The 18,735-nt window shown below is 55.4% G+C and carries 18 protein-coding genes; 12 read left to right on the top strand and 6 right to left on the bottom strand.

Translation table 11 applies throughout. The features are described from left to right. The first annotated feature begins 93 nt into the window (after positions 1-93). Together J9777_RS13735 and J9777_RS13740 are read left to right on the top strand one after the other, a co-directional pair. Entirely contained in the window at positions 94-651 is a 558-nt protein-coding gene (locus J9777_RS13735) for a recombinase family protein (RefSeq protein ID WP_209349357.1), read from the top strand. A gap of 95 nt (positions 652-746) precedes the next feature. Continuing rightward, on the top strand, positions 747-1,583 hold the full coding sequence (locus J9777_RS13740) for an HNH endonuclease (protein ID WP_209349358.1): 837 nt from the start codon (positions 747-749) through the stop codon (positions 1,581-1,583). 62 nt (positions 1,584-1,645) lie between these two features. On the opposite strand, the gene J9777_RS13745 is transcribed toward J9777_RS13740, so the two are convergent. The 4 genes from J9777_RS13745 to J9777_RS13760 form a co-directional block, all read right to left on the bottom strand. Continuing rightward, positions 1,646-2,200 (bottom strand): hypothetical protein, encoded by a 555-nt coding sequence (locus J9777_RS13745; RefSeq protein ID WP_209349359.1) that lies wholly within the window; start codon positions 2,198-2,200, stop codon positions 1,646-1,648. A 359-nt stretch (positions 2,201-2,559) separates the two neighbouring features. Further along, a complete protein-coding gene (locus tag J9777_RS13750; RefSeq protein ID WP_209349360.1) occupies positions 2,560-3,690 on the bottom strand; it encodes a hypothetical protein in 1,131 nt (376 codons plus the stop codon). A 606-nt stretch (positions 3,691-4,296) separates the two neighbouring features. Continuing rightward, the gene (locus tag J9777_RS13755) at positions 4,297-4,932 is read right to left on the bottom strand and encodes a DUF2189 domain-containing protein (RefSeq protein ID WP_348632010.1); all 636 of its coding nucleotides are present in this window, start codon (positions 4,930-4,932) and stop codon (positions 4,297-4,299) included. A 169-nt stretch (positions 4,933-5,101) separates the two neighbouring features. Beyond that, positions 5,102-5,770: an OmpW family outer membrane protein gene (locus J9777_RS13760; RefSeq protein WP_209349361.1), complete on the bottom strand. Its 669-nt coding sequence runs from the start codon at positions 5,768-5,770 to the stop codon at positions 5,102-5,104. A 142-nt stretch (positions 5,771-5,912) separates the two neighbouring features. Here J9777_RS13760 and J9777_RS13765 point away from each other — a divergent pair, with 142 nt between their 5' ends. The 9 genes from J9777_RS13765 to ccoS all read left to right on the top strand — a co-directional run bounded on the left by J9777_RS13765 (position 5,913) and on the right by ccoS (position 14,461). After that, positions 5,913-6,611, top strand: coding sequence for a helix-turn-helix domain-containing protein (locus J9777_RS13765; RefSeq protein ID WP_209349362.1), 699 nt, complete (start codon positions 5,913-5,915; stop codon positions 6,609-6,611). Positions 6,612-6,703: 92 nt separating this feature from the next. After that, on the top strand, positions 6,704-8,368 hold the full coding sequence (ccoN, locus tag J9777_RS13770; protein ID WP_209349363.1) for a cytochrome-c oxidase, cbb3-type subunit I: 1,665 nt from the start codon (positions 6,704-6,706) through the stop codon (positions 8,366-8,368). A gap of 11 nt (positions 8,369-8,379) precedes the next feature. Continuing rightward, entirely contained in the window at positions 8,380-9,159 is a 780-nt protein-coding gene (ccoO, locus tag J9777_RS13775) for a cytochrome-c oxidase, cbb3-type subunit II (RefSeq protein ID WP_209349364.1), read from the top strand. After that, entirely contained in the window at positions 9,156-9,320 is a 165-nt protein-coding gene (locus J9777_RS13780; protein WP_209349596.1) for a cbb3-type cytochrome c oxidase subunit 3, read from the top strand. Before ccoO ends, J9777_RS13780 begins: the two co-directional genes overlap by 4 nt. Continuing rightward, positions 9,310-10,263, top strand: a complete 954-nt coding sequence (ccoP, locus tag J9777_RS13785; RefSeq protein WP_209349365.1) for a cytochrome-c oxidase, cbb3-type subunit III — start codon at positions 9,310-9,312, stop codon at positions 10,261-10,263. The genes J9777_RS13780 and ccoP overlap by 11 nt, the downstream gene beginning before the upstream one ends. Next, a complete protein-coding gene (gene ccoG / locus J9777_RS13790; protein ID WP_209349366.1) occupies positions 10,250-11,734 on the top strand; it encodes a cytochrome c oxidase accessory protein CcoG in 1,485 nt (494 codons plus the stop codon). Before ccoP ends, ccoG begins: the two co-directional genes overlap by 14 nt. Continuing rightward, positions 11,731-12,180: a FixH family protein gene (locus J9777_RS13795; protein ID WP_209349367.1), complete on the top strand. Its 450-nt coding sequence runs from the start codon at positions 11,731-11,733 to the stop codon at positions 12,178-12,180. The genes ccoG and J9777_RS13795 overlap by 4 nt, the downstream gene beginning before the upstream one ends. Continuing rightward, entirely contained in the window at positions 12,177-14,312 is a 2,136-nt protein-coding gene (locus J9777_RS13800; protein WP_209349368.1) for a heavy metal translocating P-type ATPase, read from the top strand. The genes J9777_RS13795 and J9777_RS13800 overlap by 4 nt, the downstream gene beginning before the upstream one ends. After that, complete coding sequence (gene ccoS / locus J9777_RS13805) at positions 14,309-14,461, top strand: cbb3-type cytochrome oxidase assembly protein CcoS (RefSeq protein ID WP_209349369.1); 153 nt, start codon at positions 14,309-14,311, stop codon at positions 14,459-14,461. Before J9777_RS13800 ends, ccoS begins: the two co-directional genes overlap by 4 nt. Before the next feature lie 396 nt (positions 14,462-14,857). Here ccoS and J9777_RS13810 read toward each other — a convergent pair whose 3' ends face one another. Then, entirely contained in the window at positions 14,858-16,798 is a 1,941-nt protein-coding gene (locus tag J9777_RS13810; RefSeq protein ID WP_209349370.1) for a sensor histidine kinase, read from the bottom strand. Positions 16,799-16,930: 132 nt separating this feature from the next. After that, positions 16,931-17,563: a response regulator transcription factor gene (locus tag J9777_RS13815; protein WP_209349371.1), complete on the bottom strand. Its 633-nt coding sequence runs from the start codon at positions 17,561-17,563 to the stop codon at positions 16,931-16,933. 240 nt (positions 17,564-17,803) lie between these two features. On the opposite strand from J9777_RS13815, the gene J9777_RS13820 reads away from it, so the two are divergent. Then, positions 17,804-18,733 (top strand): hypothetical protein, encoded by a 930-nt coding sequence (locus J9777_RS13820; protein ID WP_209349372.1) that lies wholly within the window; start codon positions 17,804-17,806, stop codon positions 18,731-18,733. Positions 18,734-18,735: the final 2 nt, after the last annotated feature.

Consider the following 18,735-nt stretch of genomic DNA (forward strand, 5'->3'; position numbering starts at 1 on the left):
CGGCGTCCACGGACCGTCTCATACGAGTTACTACACGATTTTGAGGCGCTAAATTCTCAGGACTCAAGAACCAAATGAGGCAGGAGAATTGCAATGACGATGGTAGGTTATGCTCGCGTAAGCAGCAGCTCACAATGTTTGGAACTTCAAGAGCAACAGTTGGCCGAGAACGGCTGTGAGAAGCTCTTCTCAGAGAAAGCTAGCGGAACATCAACTGGCAGTCGCGACGCTCTTCAGGACGCGCTAGAATGGCTTCGCGAGGGGGATACCTTGGTAGTCACCCGGCTGGACCGATTAGCTCGATCTGGCAAAGACCTTCATGCCATCATTGACCAGCTTCAGGCAAAGCAGGTCGGCTTTCGCTGCCTTCAACAAGGTGCCGTCGATACCACAACAAGCATGGGGAAGCTGGTACTAGGAATTCTGGGGGCAGTAGCTGAATTCGAAACTGACATTCGCAAGGAGCGGCAGCGCGAAGGTATCGAGAAAGCTAAGAAGCGCGGCGTTTACAAAGGTCGGCCAGCAAGCATCGATGCAGGTAAGATCAGAAGCATGAATGCGGCTGGTTTGGGTGCCAGCGCTATCGCTAAGGAAATGGGAATCGGACGAGCGAGCGTTTATCGATTGTTGGCAGTGTCTGAGTCAAAATAGGCCTTGATGTATTACTCAACAGAAAATGTTCGGATATCCGTGATCAGGAACAATGCGTCACAGCATTTCATCGACAGCCTCTTTCGCCTTATAGCATGCGCGACGCATCATCAGTTTTGAAAGTGCATACAGCGATGGAAGCAATTTGGTTGATCAAGGACGCCGACGGCTATCCGCTCGATGCAAGGTTGGAAATCGATGGCGGCGCGATAACTTTGCATAGTCGCAGCGGCGGGCCTCCCAGAAACACAAAATACCAGATGGCGCTCGGACTAATTCTATCCCGTCTTAGCAGCCACTCCGACCAGACAATCGATCGAATTGTATTGGATTCTAACCGCGTAAGGCATTTGCCGATTTCAGACCGAGTGCTGGCCACACAATCCGACGTTATTGAAACTTCCATCGAGCGACTGCAGAGCAGTATCGGTAGGCGGATGAGAGATTTTGCTAAGTCGGCCAACGCCAAAAAGCATGGGAACTCAACGAAGCGGTTGCGCATCGAAACTAAGCTTCGCCAGACCGAAGCCATTCGGATTATACGGGCAACCTCTTATGAGAATGCCGTTGCGGCATTGCTGTCTCATCAGAAAAGCAGTGACGAAACGTTGTCGGATGAAGATCGAGGATTCGTTGAGGGGGCGCCACGAAGGGTGCACCATCTTAGGCGTGAACGGGCGCATGGCCTATCAGCGAAAAAGAAGGCTGAGTATCGTCGTATACACGGAAAACTAGTATGCGAACGATGCGGCTTTGACCCCGTCGAAGAATATGGTGCTGTTGCAGGTGAAGCTTGTATCGAAGTGCATCATACTATTCCGATTGCAACAATGATGCCAGGGCAGAAGACAAGGCTCGCAGACTTACAGTGCCTATGCGCCAACTGCCATCGAGTCTTGCACGAGGAATTGCGGCTAGAAGAAGATACCTGACCTAATTGCCTCGAAACGGTAATATGCCTTCGTATTACCGTTTCAGGACAAGGTTGCAGACTTCATCGACCAACAAGTGCGTCTTCATATTGCCTGCGGCTGATTTCAGCCGCCTGACAGTTGGTGCCGTAGCTTCTGCAAGATAGCTCCAGAGATTCAGCTGCGTTGCGCAAGTGTCCCAACATTTGCGGGTCGGCGGCACTTTCTATAGAGGGCGCGCTTGAACCGACCGCAGAAATTGCATCGTCAGCAGCTCGCTCTAATTCGTCAAGATCGTCAGTGGAGCTAGCAGGGATGCTATTGCTTTCGCCTAGCAACTCACTTGTGACCTGAGCGCTGGCCCGGTTGCCGATGCTGAACGCTGCTTCAGCAGCTTCTTGGTAGAAGCGAGCTTTTGCAAAGTCGCCATCAATTCGCGCTTCTTCGTGAAGCTGGAATGCATTTCGGGCATCCTCAAGAGCGTTTTTGGCATCAATATCTGCATCACCGGTAGGAATACGAACTAGCCCATTGTGAGTGGTTGGTTGTGGGTCGTGCAATACAGCGTACGATGCTCCTGCAAGAGCAATAGCTCCGATGGCCCAGTACATTCGTGATTTCATTTGATAGCCTCTCAAGTCTGGATTGAAGAGGCATTCCCGGTCTAAGCCGGGTGTTAGTAACCCTGCGTCACCACAAGGCGCCGCCGCTTTTAGGCAGGGCCTTGGACATGGCGACAGCCACCCGGCAGACAAAACTGTCCACCGGCGGTGACGTTCTGAGGTTACTAAGCCCCACGCTCAGGACTGACTGAACGCAAAATTCAAATAGGGGTTCTCGATTGGCTGTGCAAGCGACACTGCCTTGGGCTGACGGCTGAACCTAACACTTTACATGTAATTCAACTGAGAGCTTATTTCGTTTTGCTTGCAGAAGAGCCGACTAGCCAATTTGTAGAGGTTGGACATGCTGCCGAGCCTGCCAATCCTTGAAACGATCACCTAGTCAAAGTGGCCGATAACTCTGAAAGTGATCTGAGCTCATCCTTGATAAGTTCGATCTTGTCGATACGGCTTCTGGCTATCGGCTTTTGCAGCATTTTTAGACGTCTATGAAATTGGTCAATCGTGACTCCAATCTCCGCTAGATCATCCTCAAGTTGATTGATCTCACAAAGCTCCCATAGCGCTAAATTTTGGTGATCGCCTTCCGCCGCGAGCCTTGTGACGTTCCTTAGCGTGTTGGATGGCGCGTGTGTTCCACCACCTATTGGACAGCCATAATATGCCAAAATTGACGAGCAAATATGGTTGAAGCATTCGTAAGCAGAACGCCAAAACTCAGCTTGGCTACAATCATCAGCGGTCAGGATGCTAAGGTGTTTCGACGTCCGTTCTGCATCATGGGCCATTACATCGTCACGATTACTTGCGAAGATTAGCCAAGGATGAGGCAACTGGGTCGCCAAGTCTACGGCAAGCATGAGGGCCGTGTCGTAGCGAATATGGTAGATGCCAAGGCGTCTGATGCATTCGATGATTTCAGAGGACATATGATCGATGTTTCTACTCGATACGACCTCACTTAGTCTGTAGCTTTTGCCCAAAACGTGCCGAAGCACGTTGGGCACAAATGTCTCTACAACATACCGGTAAGTGATTGGTTGAGTTTCGCCGTTCTCAAACACAATCATATTTATGTGCTTGGGATTACCAAAGTTTCGAGCATACTTCGCTGCCATATCCTGTCTTTCTTTTATCGACAGGCCCAGTTCAGCCATACCAGAGATTGAGTGAGACACTGCACGACGAATATGTGCGGTAGAAAATTTGCCGCCTTCGCGCTCAACTGACTCTTGGATAAAGGGAAATATGTGCAGCGCGATCAAGAGTGCGGTTCTGGCCGGTATTCCAATATTGACCAGTGAAGATATCAACTTTTCTGAGTCGAATTCGGCTACGGCGTCTGTTGAAACCGCCAAGCTGCCATACTCGCTGGTCACGCGTTGATCTACTTCGGCGAGCCCCCTTTCGACCTCCTGAATAGGTCGAGTTATGAAGACCTTGCTGAGGTGATTGTCGCGCCCAGCAACCATGTTGCCGTCGCCATCTATGTCTTGTTCGGCCATGCTATGGAGATCAAGCAGCTTTAACTTACATCACGTCCAGCGACCTTATTCTTGTCACCTTGCACTGATTGGATGTGGCCGCTGTTATTCTTGTAAATACTATTGACCCTGAACAACGCAAACAGCGACACGCAAAGCGACAAAAAAGAGCAAGCAGCCGAAAAAATTTCAATGTTAGTCAAAGTACAGCCCCCAAAAGTTATAGTGACTATTGAGCAATGCTTGACGCAAATCAAGTCGATTTGCATCAAGAAATTTGTTCATATCCCCTTTGGGGGCAGATGCTGCTTGGGCGAGTCCAAGGGGTTCGATTTGGGGGTGACTGCCTCACGAGCAAGAATAAACTGCATATAAAACAGTAGTCTAGGGACAGGGTATGGTTACTCTTCTGGCACCAGCACTAGGTTCCAAGGCATCCCGAGAGAACTTTTACTATTGGCGGAATTCTGTCTTTTGCAAGCCAGTTCTAGTCTCGGGATATCCAAGCAAAGTGCAGGGCGGCCAACATCAAGCTGAAACATCGCGGCTCCGCGACTTCGGGAGGGGCTTTCGTTAGTCTGATCGCACCGCCTCGGGCGCAGTTCGATTGGTTCGGCGCAAATTTGCTCAACTCTTCGTTTCCACAACCCGCCGATACAGATGCCATGTTGCATGACCAAGGACCGGGAGAACTATCAGGAAGCCCAAAAAGAACGGCAGCATCGCGATGAACAAAGATGAGGCGATTATCGCCGCCCAGCAGAGCATGACTGTCAAATTGCTGCGAAAGGCGCGCAGGCTGGCGATAATCGCCGATAGGAAGTCCACTTCACGATCAACGAGCATGGGTAAACTCACGACTGTGATCGCAAAGAATGCCAATGCTATGAGGGCTCCGACTATGCTTCCGACAGCGAGCATAGCGATCCCGAGAGGGGTGGTAAGAAACTCCAGTGATTCCGCGCCAGCCCCGGCTTCGACCATGAAGATCGAATAGATGGTGTGCGCCACGATTATCCAGAAACCAAATGCCACAAACAGCAGAACGCCCATGCTCAATATTTGCTCATCGCCGCGACCCGCCAGCGCCCGGAAAATATCGGTCCATTTGACGGGCTCGCCTAGCCCCCGCCGACGACTCACCTCATAAAGGCAAACCGCGGCGAACGGCGCGAGAACAGGGAAACCCGCAGCCGCGGCGATAAGCCAGACATACTCGCCTCGCGTGAACAACAGGTACGACAGAGCTAAGCCCGAAAGCACAAACAGCAACGCGATACAGAGCCCATATTTTGGCAGGGCAACGAAATCTGACCAGCCAGCGACTAACGCGGCCTTTAGATCGCGTAACGCAAGATCTTGTGCGATGTCGGTTTTAGACAGTTGAGACTCCCGTGGCTATCGTGTGCAGCATCTGCAAATTTGACCGCAATTAGAAGCGATAGGCTAGGCCTGCGCTTACCACCCACGGATCGAGCTTGTGCTTTGTCTGGATCGCCACGGTATTACCCGCAAACCAGGTCGCAGTCGTGTCGACAAAGTATCTCTTCGCATCGAGGCTGAGCGCCATGCCGCTGTCGTTTAACGGCACATCTACGCCTGCTTGCAGTGCAATTCCGAATTCGTCAGACAAGCTGAAATCAGTCACGCCTAGCGGGATCGTCGCTGCGCCCGGTTCATCATCAATGAACATGAAATAGGTCGGGCCAGCACCGATATAGGGCTTCACACTGCCGAGATCGAAGTGAAACTTGGCCGTGAATGTCGCCGGGATCAGCTTGGCATCAGAAACCAGTTCAGCGCCGGGCAGTCCGGTCGTTCCGTCGACATCATGTTGCGTCAGGCAGCAGATAGTCTCCACGGAAAAATTGTCGGTGAAGAAATATTCAACCGCGACCGTCGGTACAACATTGTCGTTCGCTTCGGTTTGGGTTCCTGCCGGCAAACCGACTGTATCAACATCGACACGGGTAATTTCGCCGTCGGGCATGACAGCTGTGGCGAAGACTTTTGCTTGCACCGTGCCTGCGCGATCTTCCGCTTGCGCGGGGCTGGCAATCATGGCGAAGAGGGCGGTGCCGAGAATGGCAGAGCGTTTCATTGTAATAATCCCTGCGAGGCAGCAGCTACACTGTGCAGCCCAGGATTTTTGCATCGCGTAATATTCCAATGCTCTCTCGACTGCTGCGATTCATTGATTCAGATCAAAGACGGCCACGAAAAATGCCGCGATTGAAACCGGTATGGAATTGCACAGTCTCAACCGGCGTTTTGCCGACAATATTCTGTCCAAAGTGGGCAACACGGATGCGGCGGAGCCGTTTCTTGCGATTGGGCGCACGGTTCAAGCTGAGCGTAACGAACGAATCCGGCTCGACGATGAGTGGCCCAAATTCGTTTTTATCGGTGGGGGTGCGACCAAGCTTGTCGCGCATGCTTCGTCGGGCCGCGAGCAGATCGTGGCATTTCATTTCCAGGACGATCTCGTCTCGATCCCCTCGCGCGGGCCGCATGCCTATTACCTCTGCGCCCTGGAAGATTGCGAAATGCTGGTCTTCAGAGCAGACAAATTTATGGCTCTGGCCGATCAGCAGCCCGCAATATTGGGCGAAATCTGCAAGCGTTCTCTCGCGGCTCTGTGGCGCTGCCGGGAAAAGGCGATCCAGCTTGGCCGCAAAACGGCGCGCGAACGGATGGCAAATTTCTTGCTCGCTATGGCTGAACGTAATGGTTCGGGCAGCAATGGCAGTTGCGAAGTACAATTGCCGATGTCGCGCCGGGATATCGCTGACGGGCTAGGGCTGACCATAGAAACGGTCAGTCGCCAATTGGGCGAACTCAAGACCGAAGGGCTGATTTCCACGTCGGGCCGATCAACGGTGAATCTGCATGATCTCCAGACCTTGAGGGCCCGAGCCGACCTCTTGCCGGATACCGGCTGACACCAAAACCAACATCTTTCGCAAATTTGATCTGGATCAATGCGCGCTTTTGCAACGCCCACTAACGACTCGATAAAATAACGGAGATTTCGATGCAGGCAGAAACGGCGCTGGGGCGAGTCGGATTGTGGTTCGGTGTGATGCTTTTGGCGATAATGGCGGTAATCGCAGCCAAGGATAGCGGCTTTGCCGCGCATGCCACGATAATCGGGATCGTGGCCTTCCTCTTGATGTGCTTTTCGGCCGCCCGATTCGATCCGACGAGCAATGCGCGCAGCTTCTTCAAGATGCCTGAGGGCAATACACGCTACGATGATGATCCAGTTCGCTGGGGTGTTATCGCGACTCTGTTCTGGGGAATTGCAGGTCTGCTGGCGGGTGTTTTCATCGCCCTGCAGATGGCTTTCCCGCAGCTCAATATTGAGCCTTATCTGAATTTCGGACGCTTGCGTCCGCTGCATACCAGCGCTGTGATCTTTGCCTTTGGCGGTAACGCGCTGCTCGCAACGAGCTTTTATGTCGTGCAGCGGACCTGCCGCACGCAGCTGGCCTTTCCCAGCCTCGCGCGGTTTGTTTTCTGGGGTTACCAGCTATTCATCGTGCTCGCTGCGACGGGATACCTCCTAGGTGTTACCCAATCGAAGGAATATGCCGAGCCCGAATGGTATGTCGATCTATGGCTGACGATTGTCTGGCTGGCCTATCTGGCGGTGTTTGTCGGCACCATCGTGCGCCGCCGTGAGCCGCACATCTATGTCGCCAACTGGTTCTACCTCGCATTCATCATCACTGTGGCCATGCTGCATGTGGTCAATAATCTGGCGATGCCCGTCAGCCTGTTGGGCTCAAAGAGCTATAGCCTGTTTGCCGGAGTGCAGGATGCGCTGACCCAGTGGTGGTACGGCCACAACGCAGTCGGCTTCTTCCTGACCGCCGGCTTCCTGGCGATGATGTATTACTTCGTGCCGAAGCAGGCTGAACGTCCGGTCTATTCCTACCGGCTGTCGATCATTCACTTCTGGTCGTTGATTTTCCTCTATATTTGGGCTGGCCCGCACCACCTTCACTACACCGCTCTACCTGACTGGGCGCAGACGCTCGGTATGGTGTTCTCGATCATGCTGTGGATGCCCAGCTGGGGCGGCATGATCAACGGCCTGATGACGCTCAACGGCGCATGGGACAAGATCCGCACTGATCCGATTATCCGGATGATGGTGATGGCGCTGGCCTTTTACGGCATGAGCACTTTCGAAGGCCCGATGATGAGCATCAAGGCGGTCAACAGCCTGTCGCACTATACCGACTGGACGATTGGCCATGTTCACTCTGGTGCACTTGGCTGGAATGGCCTGATCACTTTTGCCTGCATGTATTATCTCGTCCCACGCCTCTGGAAGCGTGAGCGGATGTACAGCCTTCGGATGATCAATTGGCACTTCTGGCTCGCGACGATTGGTATCGTTTTCTACGCCGCGAGCATGTGGGTCGCCGGTATCATGCAGGGCCTCATGTGGCGCGAATACGGTACTGATGGCTACCTGCTGTGGTCGTTCGCCGATACGGTTTCTGCGATGTTCCCGATGTATGTCATGCGTGCGGTTGGCGGCTTGATGTACCTCTCCGGCGCGCTGATCATGACGTACAATGTCTGGATGACCCTTGCTGGCAACATGCGCGAGGAAAAGCCGATGACTGAAACGCCATACGATGCGGACGCTGACCGTCCGATCCCCGCAACCGTTCCTGCCGAATAGGACTGCCGACTATGACCGATCCCGTCGTCAAGGAAACCGCTGCTCTTGAGAAGCCTAAGGGCCACAAGCGCCTCGAACGCAACATCACGCTGTTGTCTGCTGCAACACTCGTCGCTGTCGCCATTGGCGGCATTGTGGAGATCGCCCCGCTATTCTGGATCGATAACACGATCGAGAAAGTGGAGGGCATGCGCCCGTATACTCCGCTCGAACTGGCGGGTCGTGACATCTACATTCGCGAAGGGTGCTACACCTGCCACAGCCAGATGATCCGTCCGTTCCGTGACGAAGTCGAACGCTACGGCCACTACAGCCTGGCTGCGGAATCGATGTATGATCATCCGTTCCAGTGGGGCTCAAAGCGTACGGGGCCGGACCTCGCACGGGTCGGCGGCCGTTATTCGGATGAGTGGCATGTCCAGCATTTGATCGATCCGCAAAGCGTAGTGCCTGAGAGCATCATGCCGACCTATTCGTTCCTGTCCAAAACGCCATTGAAGATCGCTGATCCGGCGGCAAACCTCAAAGCGCTGCAGCGTGTCGGTGTGCCTTATACAGAGGATCACATTGCCAACGCACAAAGCGATCTGGAACTTCAGGCTGAGGAGTTCGGAAACGGGGCAGAACTCGAGGCGCGCTATCCGAAGTCACAGGTTCGCGATTATGACGGCGATCCTTCGCAGCTCACCGAAATGGACGCGCTGGTCGCTTATCTCCAGATGCTTGGCACGCTGGTCGATGTGAACAGCGCCGCTGCGCAGGAAGAGCTCGCTGAAGAGAAAGGGCGCTGACCGTGTACGAAACACTCCGCCACTTCGCTGACAGCTACGGTTTGGCAGTAATGGTTGCACTGTATCTCTTGCTCGCAGCCTGGCCGTTTCGCCCCGGCGCGCGCGCGCATAACCAGTCCGCCGCCAACTCGATTTTCAAGGACGACAATGATGGCGAATGAAGGATCCGATACCAAGACTCCCGCCACCAAGCGGATCGACGAACCGACCGGCACCGAATTCGTGGGTCACGAATGGGACGGGATCGAGGAACTCGATACGCCGATGCCGCGCTGGTGGCTGTGGACGTTCTACCTCACGATTATCTGGAGCATCGCATATGTGGTGCTCTATCCGGCATGGCCGCTGGTCGAAAAGGGCACGGAAGGCGTACTCGGCTGGACCAGTCGTGGACAACTGGCTGAAGAAATGAGCCTAGCTGACCAAGCACGTGCATCAGTCCGTGAGCGGTTGTCGCGCACGCCGATAGAGCGGATACCCGAAGATGCAGATCTGTTGCAGAAAGCGGTCGCAGGCGGCGCTGCTGCCTTCAAAGTCAATTGCGTTCAGTGTCACGGTTCGGGTGCCGCGGGCAGCCAGACGCTCGGCTATCCCAACCTCAATGATGATGACTGGCTGTGGGGCGGGGACATCAATGCGATCGAGTACACACTCGTGCATGGTATCCGTCAACAAGGCCACGATGAAACGCGTTTCAGCGCCATGCCTGCTTATGAAGGTGTGTTCGACGATACGCAGATCGATGCGGTGGTCGATCATGTCCTTTCACTTAGCGGCAAGGCACAACCCAATGCGGCTGGTGCCGATATTTATGATGTAAACTGCGCATCATGCCATGCTCCGGACGGAACGGGCGACAGAAGCGTGGGTGCACCCAATCTCGCCGATGCGATCTGGCTCTATGGTGAAACACCGGCACAGGTCCGGCGTCAGATATTGCAGCCGCGCATGGGAATGATGCCGAAATGGGAAGGGCGGCTTGATCCGGTAACGATCAAAATGCTCGCGGCTTATGTTCATTCGCTCGGGGGAGGCGAAGACTTCGTGGAGGTCACCGCCGAAGGTGAGGACCCCCCGGCGGTTGAAGTCGATGAACAATCCTAGAGGCCAGCCAGAAGACTGGAGCGCCTTCACCAAGGCGAAAACCACGCGAGCCGATCCGCTCTACGAGTCTGCCAAGACCGTTCACAACAAGCGGATCGACGGTCCTTTCCGCCGCTTCAAATGGCTGGTCATGCTGGTCACGCTGGGAATCTATTATGGTACACCGTGGATCCGTTGGGATCGCGGAGAATATGCACCCGATCAAGCGGTACTCATCGATCTCGCCAATCGGCGATTCTACATGTTCAATATCGAAATCTGGCCGCACGAATTCTACTTCGTGGCTGGCCTCCTGATCATGGCCGGTATTGGACTGTTTCTGGTCACTAGCGCGGTCGGCAGAGCCTGGTGCGGCTATGCCTGTCCGCAAACCGTTTGGACCGACCTGTTCCAACATGTCGACCGCTTCGTCGATGGTGACCGCAATGCGCGTGTCCGGATGGAGGCCGCGCCATGGACATTCGGCAAGCTGTCGCGCCGCATCTTCAAATATATGATCTATCTTGTCATCGGCTTCTGGACCGGCGGCGCATGGATAATGTATTTTGCCGACGCGCCGACGCTGACAGTGGATTTCTGGACCGGCCAGGCGGCGATGGCTGCCTACATCACCGTTGCAATATTGACTCTCACGACAGTCGTCCTGGGCGGCTTTATGCGGGAGCAAGTGTGCATTTATATGTGCCCTTGGCCGCGTATCCAGACAGCAATGATGGACGAGAAGTCGCTGCTGGTGACGTATAAGGACTGGCGCGGTGAACCACGTGGCAGCGTGAAGAAAGCGCAGAAGAGCCCCGATGAGTTCGGCGACTGCATCGATTGCATGCAATGTGTGCAGGTGTGCCCAACCGGAATCGATATTCGCGAAGGCCCGCAGATTGGCTGCATCACTTGCGCATTGTGTATCGACGCCTGCGACAAGGTGATGGCGGATATTGGCCGTCCACGCGGCTTGATCGATTATGCGACGCTGGAAGATTGCGAGGCCGAAGCGGCTGGCCAACCGGCAAGGCCTGCATGGAAAGCGCTAATGCGTCCGCGCACCTTTGCTTACACTCTGATCTGGGGCGCGATCGGTCTCGGTTTGCTGTTCGCGCTTGGTGCGCGCAGCCATGCCGACATTTCGGTTGCTGCGGACCGGAATCCGCCCTTCATGCTGATGAGCGATGGGTCGGTTCGCAATTCCTACACTATCAAGCTGCGCAATATGGAAAGTCAGCCCCGCCAGATGGAAGTTACGCTGAATGGGCTTTCTGGTGGACGCATGTGGACTGAGACGATTTCGAGCGATGAAGCTGCGCCGAGCCAGATCTTTGATGTACCTGCGGACCAAACTCTGAGCACGCGCGTCTATGTAATGGCGCCTGCGGATACGATGGCGCAGGATTTCATGCTCGAATTGACGACGCTCGACGAGCAGCGCGAAACCGATAGTTCAGCCACCAAATTCGCTGCTCCGGGAGACAAATGATGACACGCAAATTCACCGGACGTCACTTCGCGATCATCATGGTAGTTGGCTTCGGAATCGTTGTTGCCGTGAACTTTTTCATGGCGACACTGGCTACGCGTGGTTTTGGCGGTGTGGTCGTCGAAAACTCCTATGTCGCGAGCCAGAAATTCAACGGCTGGCTCGAAGCAGCGCGCGAGCAAGAGAAGCTTGGTTGGAGCATTGAACCATCGCGCGATGGTGATGGCAGGTTCGCCGTCCGAACTGCCTCTGTACCCGAGCTTGCCACAATGCGGATCGAGATCCGTCGGCCGCTAGGCGAGCCCGAACAGGCAACCATCAATCTCGTTCGCGAGGCTGATGGCACCTATCGTTCGCCAGAACCGCTAGCTGAGGGTCGCTGGCTGACGCGCCTCTATGTCCAAGCTGGAGAAAACCGTTGGGCGAAAGAGGTCATGATCCAGTGAACGCTGTTGCCCGGATTGTGGCGGAAAGCGCCGATGCGCCGTCCAGTAAAGCGGTAGACACGCGCTTCACTGTGCCCGGTATGCGCTGCGCGGGGTGCATTGCCAAGATCGAGCGCGGCTTATCGAAAATTGAGGGCGTCGACGCAGCGCGGGTGAATTTCTCCGCCAAACGCGTCGCAGTGCGCCACAATCCTGCGCTTGATGACGAAGCGCTTGTAGGCGAACTCCGCAAGCTCGGTTTCGAAGCGCAGCCGGTGCTCGCCAACCCATTGGCGCATGACGACAAGGAAGCGCGGCAATTGCTCCGAGCTCTGGCCGTCGCGGGCTTTGGGATGATGAACATCATGCTACTCTCGGTTAGCGTGTGGTCGGGTGCGGGGGGCGTGACGCGCGATCTGTTCCATTGGCTCTCCGCGCTGATTGCGTTGCCAGTAGTCGCTTATTCGGGCCGGCCCTTCTTCTCCTCTGCGCTAATGGCGCTGCGCTATCGCCGAACCAACATGGATGTGCCGATTTCGATTGGTGTGCTGCTGGCGACCGCGCTGAGCATCTATGAAACGTTGGTCGGCGGCGAACATGCGTATTTTGACGGTGCAGTGATGCTGCTGTTCTTCTTGCTCGCCGGGCGGGCGCTTGATGCGACGATGCGTAACCGTACGCGAGACGGGATCGGAGCTTTGTTGGGCCGAATGGGGCGCAGCGCCAGCGTGATCCAGCCTGACGGATCGACACGCCGGTTCGAGGTCGAGGATATCCGGCCTGGTATGATGATGATCGTCGCTGCCGGAGAAGCGCTCGCTGCAGACGGCGCGGTTGAGCGAGGTGTCGGTTCAATCGATAATTCGATGCTGACCGGTGAAAGCGTGCCCGAGCCCGTTTCCGCAGGCAGCGTGGTCCATGCAGGGGCCGTGAACCTATTTGAGCCTCTCCATGTGCGCGTAACGGCGGTGCAAGATGATACCGCGATTGCCGAAATCGCGCGGCTGATGGACGAGGCGGGACAATCGCGCAGCCGCTACGTCCGTATCGCCGACCGAGCTTCGCGGCTTTATGCGCCTGCAGTGCATACGCTGGCCGCGCTAGCCTTTGTCGGTTGGATGATTGCAGGAGCTGGTTGGCATCAGTCTCTGGTAATCGCAATCGCGGTGCTCATTATAACTTGTCCCTGCGCGATGGGCCTCGCGGTTCCTGCTGCGCAGGTTGTGGCGAGCAATGCGCTTATAAAGCACGGGCTGCTCGTTAAGGACGGAAGTGCGCTTGAGCGGCTCGCCGAAGTCGATGTCGCTATCTTCGACAAGACCGGCACGCTCACGCTTGGCGAACCGCGCGCAGATGTGAATGGCCTTAGCGAAACGCACAGCTCTATTGCACTGGGTCTGGCTCAAACCAGCCGCCACCCAATTAGTCGCGGGATCACCAAATCGCTGGTTGCAGAAGGCGTTGCGCCCGCCGTGCTCGACAATGTCAGGGAAGCTCCCGGCTCCGGAATTACTGGCGAATGCGCCGGTGTGCCGGTCTTTCTCGGGCGCCCCTTAGGTGCAAGCGCGGGCATGGAAGTCGAGTTGCGCATAGGCAATGAGAGCGAGCGTATCACGTTGAGCGATCCTCTGCGTGCTGATGTCAACGTTACGATTGGCAAACTGCGTGAGTATAACATTGAGGCCACTATCCTGTCAGGCGACAGCTCTCTGGCCGTCGCAAAGGTGGCAAATGAGCTCGGCCTTAAAGCCAAGGGTTCGGTCGACCCGCAGGACAAGTTGGCAGCTATCGAACGGATGAAAAGCGAGGGGGCTTTGCCGTTGATGGTCGGAGATGGCCTCAATGACGGTCCTGCGCTGGCCGCTGCACATGCATCCATCGCACCGGGCACCGCCAGCGATGCGAGCCAACAGGCTGCTGACGCAGTGTTTATCGGCGAGAAGATGATGCCCGTCGCGCTGGCTGTCCGTGTTGCTCGCGCCACCATGCGGATCGTGCGTCAAAACTTTGCCTTTGCCATCGGTTATAACGTCCTTGCGGTCCCGCTCGCTCTGGCCGGGCTTGTAACGCCGCTGATTGCAGCTGTGGCGATGTCTCTCAGCTCGCTGGTCGTGGTGGCCAACTCGCTACGTCTCGCGAGATCAACCCGGTGACCGGCCTTCTTCTCCTGATACCAATCGCGCTTGGCCTTGGCATTTTCGGTTTGGCTATGTTCTTCTGGGCGATGCGCGATGGCCAGTTTGAAGATCTAGACGGGGCTGCCAACCGTATCCTGATCGACGACGAGGACGATGAACTATGAATGGTTTGTCATTGGGCATTGCGGCGCTCGTACCGGTCTTGATCGGCCCTCTCCCGGTGCCCCAAAAAACTCTCGAAGCGAAACTATGCGCGGGTGATACCACGATCACCATTCGTATCCCTTTGGATAGTGATGATCAGACTCCTACAGACCCTTGTCGTAAGGATGGCTGCCATGCGGGCTGTTCACGCAAATCGCCTCATCGGGGTCGTTGAACCAGTTTGCGCAACGATTGTTTGATCAACAGGTCGCGCTCAGATTCCGCAACTGCGCTTATGGCTGCCATGGTCATTTTCCTGATCATCTGGGTTCGGCATGCCTGCTTTGAGCCCCAGTTCAAGACCGAGCGATCCCAAATCTCAGCTCCTGACAGCGGGCATTCTCTCAATCGAACTATCAGACGGCTCGGGGCACACTTAGAGAGACGCAGGTTCCAAGACCTTCGGTCGATTGGATCTCTAATTCGTGATGGGGGCGGTCAGCAAACTTCGAAACCAAAGCAAGGCCCAAGCCATGGCCCTTACTTCCGGGGCCCTTCACTTGCGCCGCCATCAGTGAGTTGAGTTCGTCCTTGGCCATTCCGCGACCATTGTCGATTACTCGCAGCCTTACGCGATCTCCGCGCCTCTGCGCGGCGACCAGAACTTTGGTTGCTCCTGAGTGTTTAAGAGCGTTGGAGACAAGATTGCTAACTGATCGCATCAACTCGATCGGTTCCGTCGTTACTTGTAAGTCCGATGCCCTCATGCGAAGTTCCAAGGCCTTGCCCTGCGCTTCAGCCCGAAACATGGCTGCGCAACCGTCAAGCACAATTGAAACTGGAAAGGTCTCTACACCGACGGTCGGTCGTTCACCCGATTGTGGATCTAACGCATCCAGTCCGCTTTCAGTAAGCGATTGAAGGTAAGTCAGAGCACTATCAATTTCACTCGCCTTGTCGGGATCACTATCGGCAATCGCAGCAAGCCCTTGGCGCAACGATATCAGCGGCTGCTGCAAATCATGCGTTGTCGACGCCAATCTTGACCGCATATTCTCGGCTTGCGTGCGCGCTTGGTCATAGCGATTGCGACTATCGTGGAGCGCTTCGGTAAGTGCTATCTTTTCGCGCGCTGCAGTAACTTCGGCTTCAAGCGAACGATTGAGATCGGACTGTACCGCAAGCATCCGCACCAGGATTGCGACCAGAAATGCCAGACTTTCAAACAGAACCGCGAAATGGAAGTAATCGAGCGCGACTGTGAGTGGAAAACGCCCGGGACTGAGCAGAATGAGAGCCATAATGACGACGGTCAGCATGATCACAATCGAGCCAGCAATGAACGGACCCGCACCCAATACGCGCGCGCGCCTGGCGAGAACGGCGGACGAGAAATACGCCAGCGTGGCCAGCGGCACGAGCAGGAATACTGTCCAGCGCATCCCATCCAGATGCCAGAAGAACATACTGCATGCCCCGGCGACGGCCAGTATCCCTTGCAAGGACATGATTGCCTTGTTGACCCGAGGATAGTTCGTCCGCAGCCCGGCGAACAATCGCGCGAACTGCAGCACTGCAATCATCATTCCGGACAGCAACAAAAGGTTGGCCGGTTCGTAAGCGCCCATCGAGTTCGGCCAAACGAAGCGATGAAGATATCCCTCATTGTTGGCCACGAACAGCGCGCTGAGAGTCACGTAGGCAGCAAATGATAAAACCAGCGACCAGCCGACAAGCCTGCCCATTGCAAGCGCGACAACAACAAGCGCGAGCATCGCCCCGTTGATGATCCAGTTGAAGCGGGCCTCCTGCATATGAGCCGTCCGCATCCGCTCTTCAGTAACGAACGTAAGCGGCATCCAGCTACCTGTCGTTGATTTTAGACCCACCAGAATATCTGTCGTCTCACCAGCTTCCATCCAAAGCGGAGCGACCAAATACTGGCTGTCTATCGGTCTTTCATCGAACCGAGTGCTCCGATCGACTGAGAGCAGCGTTTCCGGAGGCTCGCCCTCCGTCCGTTTCTGGACAATCAGTTGATCAGCAAATGGGCGTTGGACATCGACCAGCCAGCGTCCTCCGCGATCGCTCGGGTTCGACACCCGCGCAATCAACCAAACAGAGCCTTCTAGCTCGCCAAAATCGATCCACGCGCTTTCGACTGGAAGGAAATCCCTCCGCCGTTCCATAACCGCATCCGGATCAAAATCCGCCCCGTGTACGATCAGATAGTCCATTGTGGCGAATGGCTGGACATGATTGTTTCCGACCGGGAGAGCGGTCGCGCCAGGGAGCGAAGCGGTGTTTTGGGCGTGTATCAATGGGACATGCCACACGGTAGCGAGCGCGACAGCCATCACAATGAGCCACAGACGCGCGGATCGCAGTAGAAGTGCAGGCTGAATCATGAGTTCAAGCTAGCCTGCGGCAAATCGCCGCAACATGGGGCTGATTCCCCATAGGTTTCCACGGCAGGGCTCTTTGCCAAATCACAGCTGCTGATGCTCGTCGAGCAGGCCTTCGCGCAAGGCATAAGTAAGCAGGCCCGAAACCGAATTTACTCCGAGTTTTGCCATCAGGCTCGCGCGGTGTTTCTCGACTGTTTTGGGACTGATGAACAACTTTTCGCCAATGATCGCATTCTGGTGGCCTGCAGCGATGAGTGCCAACACTTCTCGCTCCCGATCGGTTAATGCTTCCCGCTCGGGTTCGTTGGCGAGCTTGTCAGCGACTTCTTGCGAAACGAATTTCCCACCTGCGAGGACTTGCGCGAAGCCCAGTTCCATCTCTTCTGGTTGAGCGGACTTGAGGAATAGCCCGTCGACGCCGGCAGCCATCCAATCTGCCAACATTGTTGTCGACGTGAAGCCGGTCACCACGATGATGCGGGTGTCCGGCGACCACCGCCGCGCCTCGCCATAGACTTGAATCCCGCGCGCTAGCGGCATCGCAGCATCAAGCAGCAGCAGATCTGGAGAGTGCTGTTTGACCAAGGCAATTGTTTCGATGCCATTAGCAGCTTCTGCAACGATCTCTATCCCGCCGATCTTGCCCAAAATTTCTGCGAGAGATCGCCGCACAATCGCATGGTCGTCAGCGATAATAGCGCGATATTCGGGCATGATTGAAGTGTCCCCTTATCCCCAACTTCACCTTGATAGGACCGAACTTGAAGGTTGCGCAACACAAAGCATGCTGAGGGCAGATGGGGAATCTACCCCATGGGCTGAAAAAAAGCTGCCGGTATTGATGATCAGCACAGGACCGAGCGAACTCGCTGATGTCCCGCGAAAATTTAATCAGTGCCGGCAGGCGCAGTGGCTGTTCGGTTCACTGCCGTCTCAAAGGGAAGGGAAACCAAGATGCAAACAAAGTTCAAAAATATTCTGCTTGCCGGAGCGATGGCTGCGGGGTCTTTGTTGGTTGCCAGTCCCGCACAAGCGCAAATGCGCGCCTTGCTTCCGATGGCGAGCGAGGTCGAGGAAGGGGCGGCGACCGACGCTGATGGCACCTATGTTGTCTCGACGATCAACAAACGGATCACGATTGAGAACGGCCGCGCTTATGTAGTCGATCCATGGACACACGCTTTGGTTTTGCGGGTTCACCCAGGCATGGTGACGTTGCAAAATTTTCGCCAGACTGGTCCCGACCAGTTCGAGGCCGACGATTTGCCGATGATGGGGAAAGTCGTGTTCTATCGCCAACCGAACGGCGCGCTACAGGGCGTGGTGAACGGAGCCTTTGGCGAAGCGAAATATGTACTGGTTCCGACCGACTACGCTGGCGAGCCAGCGCCCGATCCAATCGGAGGCGGTCCTGGAGGCGATGGCCCACCCCCCGTACCCGTTGTGCGCGACCGCATTTATCGCCTCCATGTCAGCGGTGGCGAATGTGAAGGCAAATCGCTTTTGCGCAAGCGTTTCCGTGGTCAAGTCCTGATCGCAATGACCGACCCCGATGGAGAGAACATGACGTCCAAGCAAAGAAACTTCGATGTTTTTTGCACCAAAAAGGGGCAGCGCAGCCAAAACTACAGATACTATAACGACGGTCCTGGTGCGCTCGAAATTACTCTGCCTGAAGCGGGAGACGGATTTTCCGGTCTGCAAATTCGGGGAACTTATCGCAACCTAGCCGCGCCGCGTTCAGGTTTTTCAAAGGGATCGAGGCTGCTGGACAATGCGATGGGTGCGGATCTCGACGTCAACCAGAGCCTGACCGACGACATTCAAGTCGCAGGCAACAAGGCGACGTTGAATTTCACCATCACCATTAAGCGGGTGCAATAAGC

Source organism: Pontixanthobacter sp. CEM42, from assembly GCF_017812015.1.
In the GTDB taxonomy this organism is placed as follows: Bacteria; Pseudomonadota; Alphaproteobacteria; order Sphingomonadales; family Sphingomonadaceae; genus Pontixanthobacter.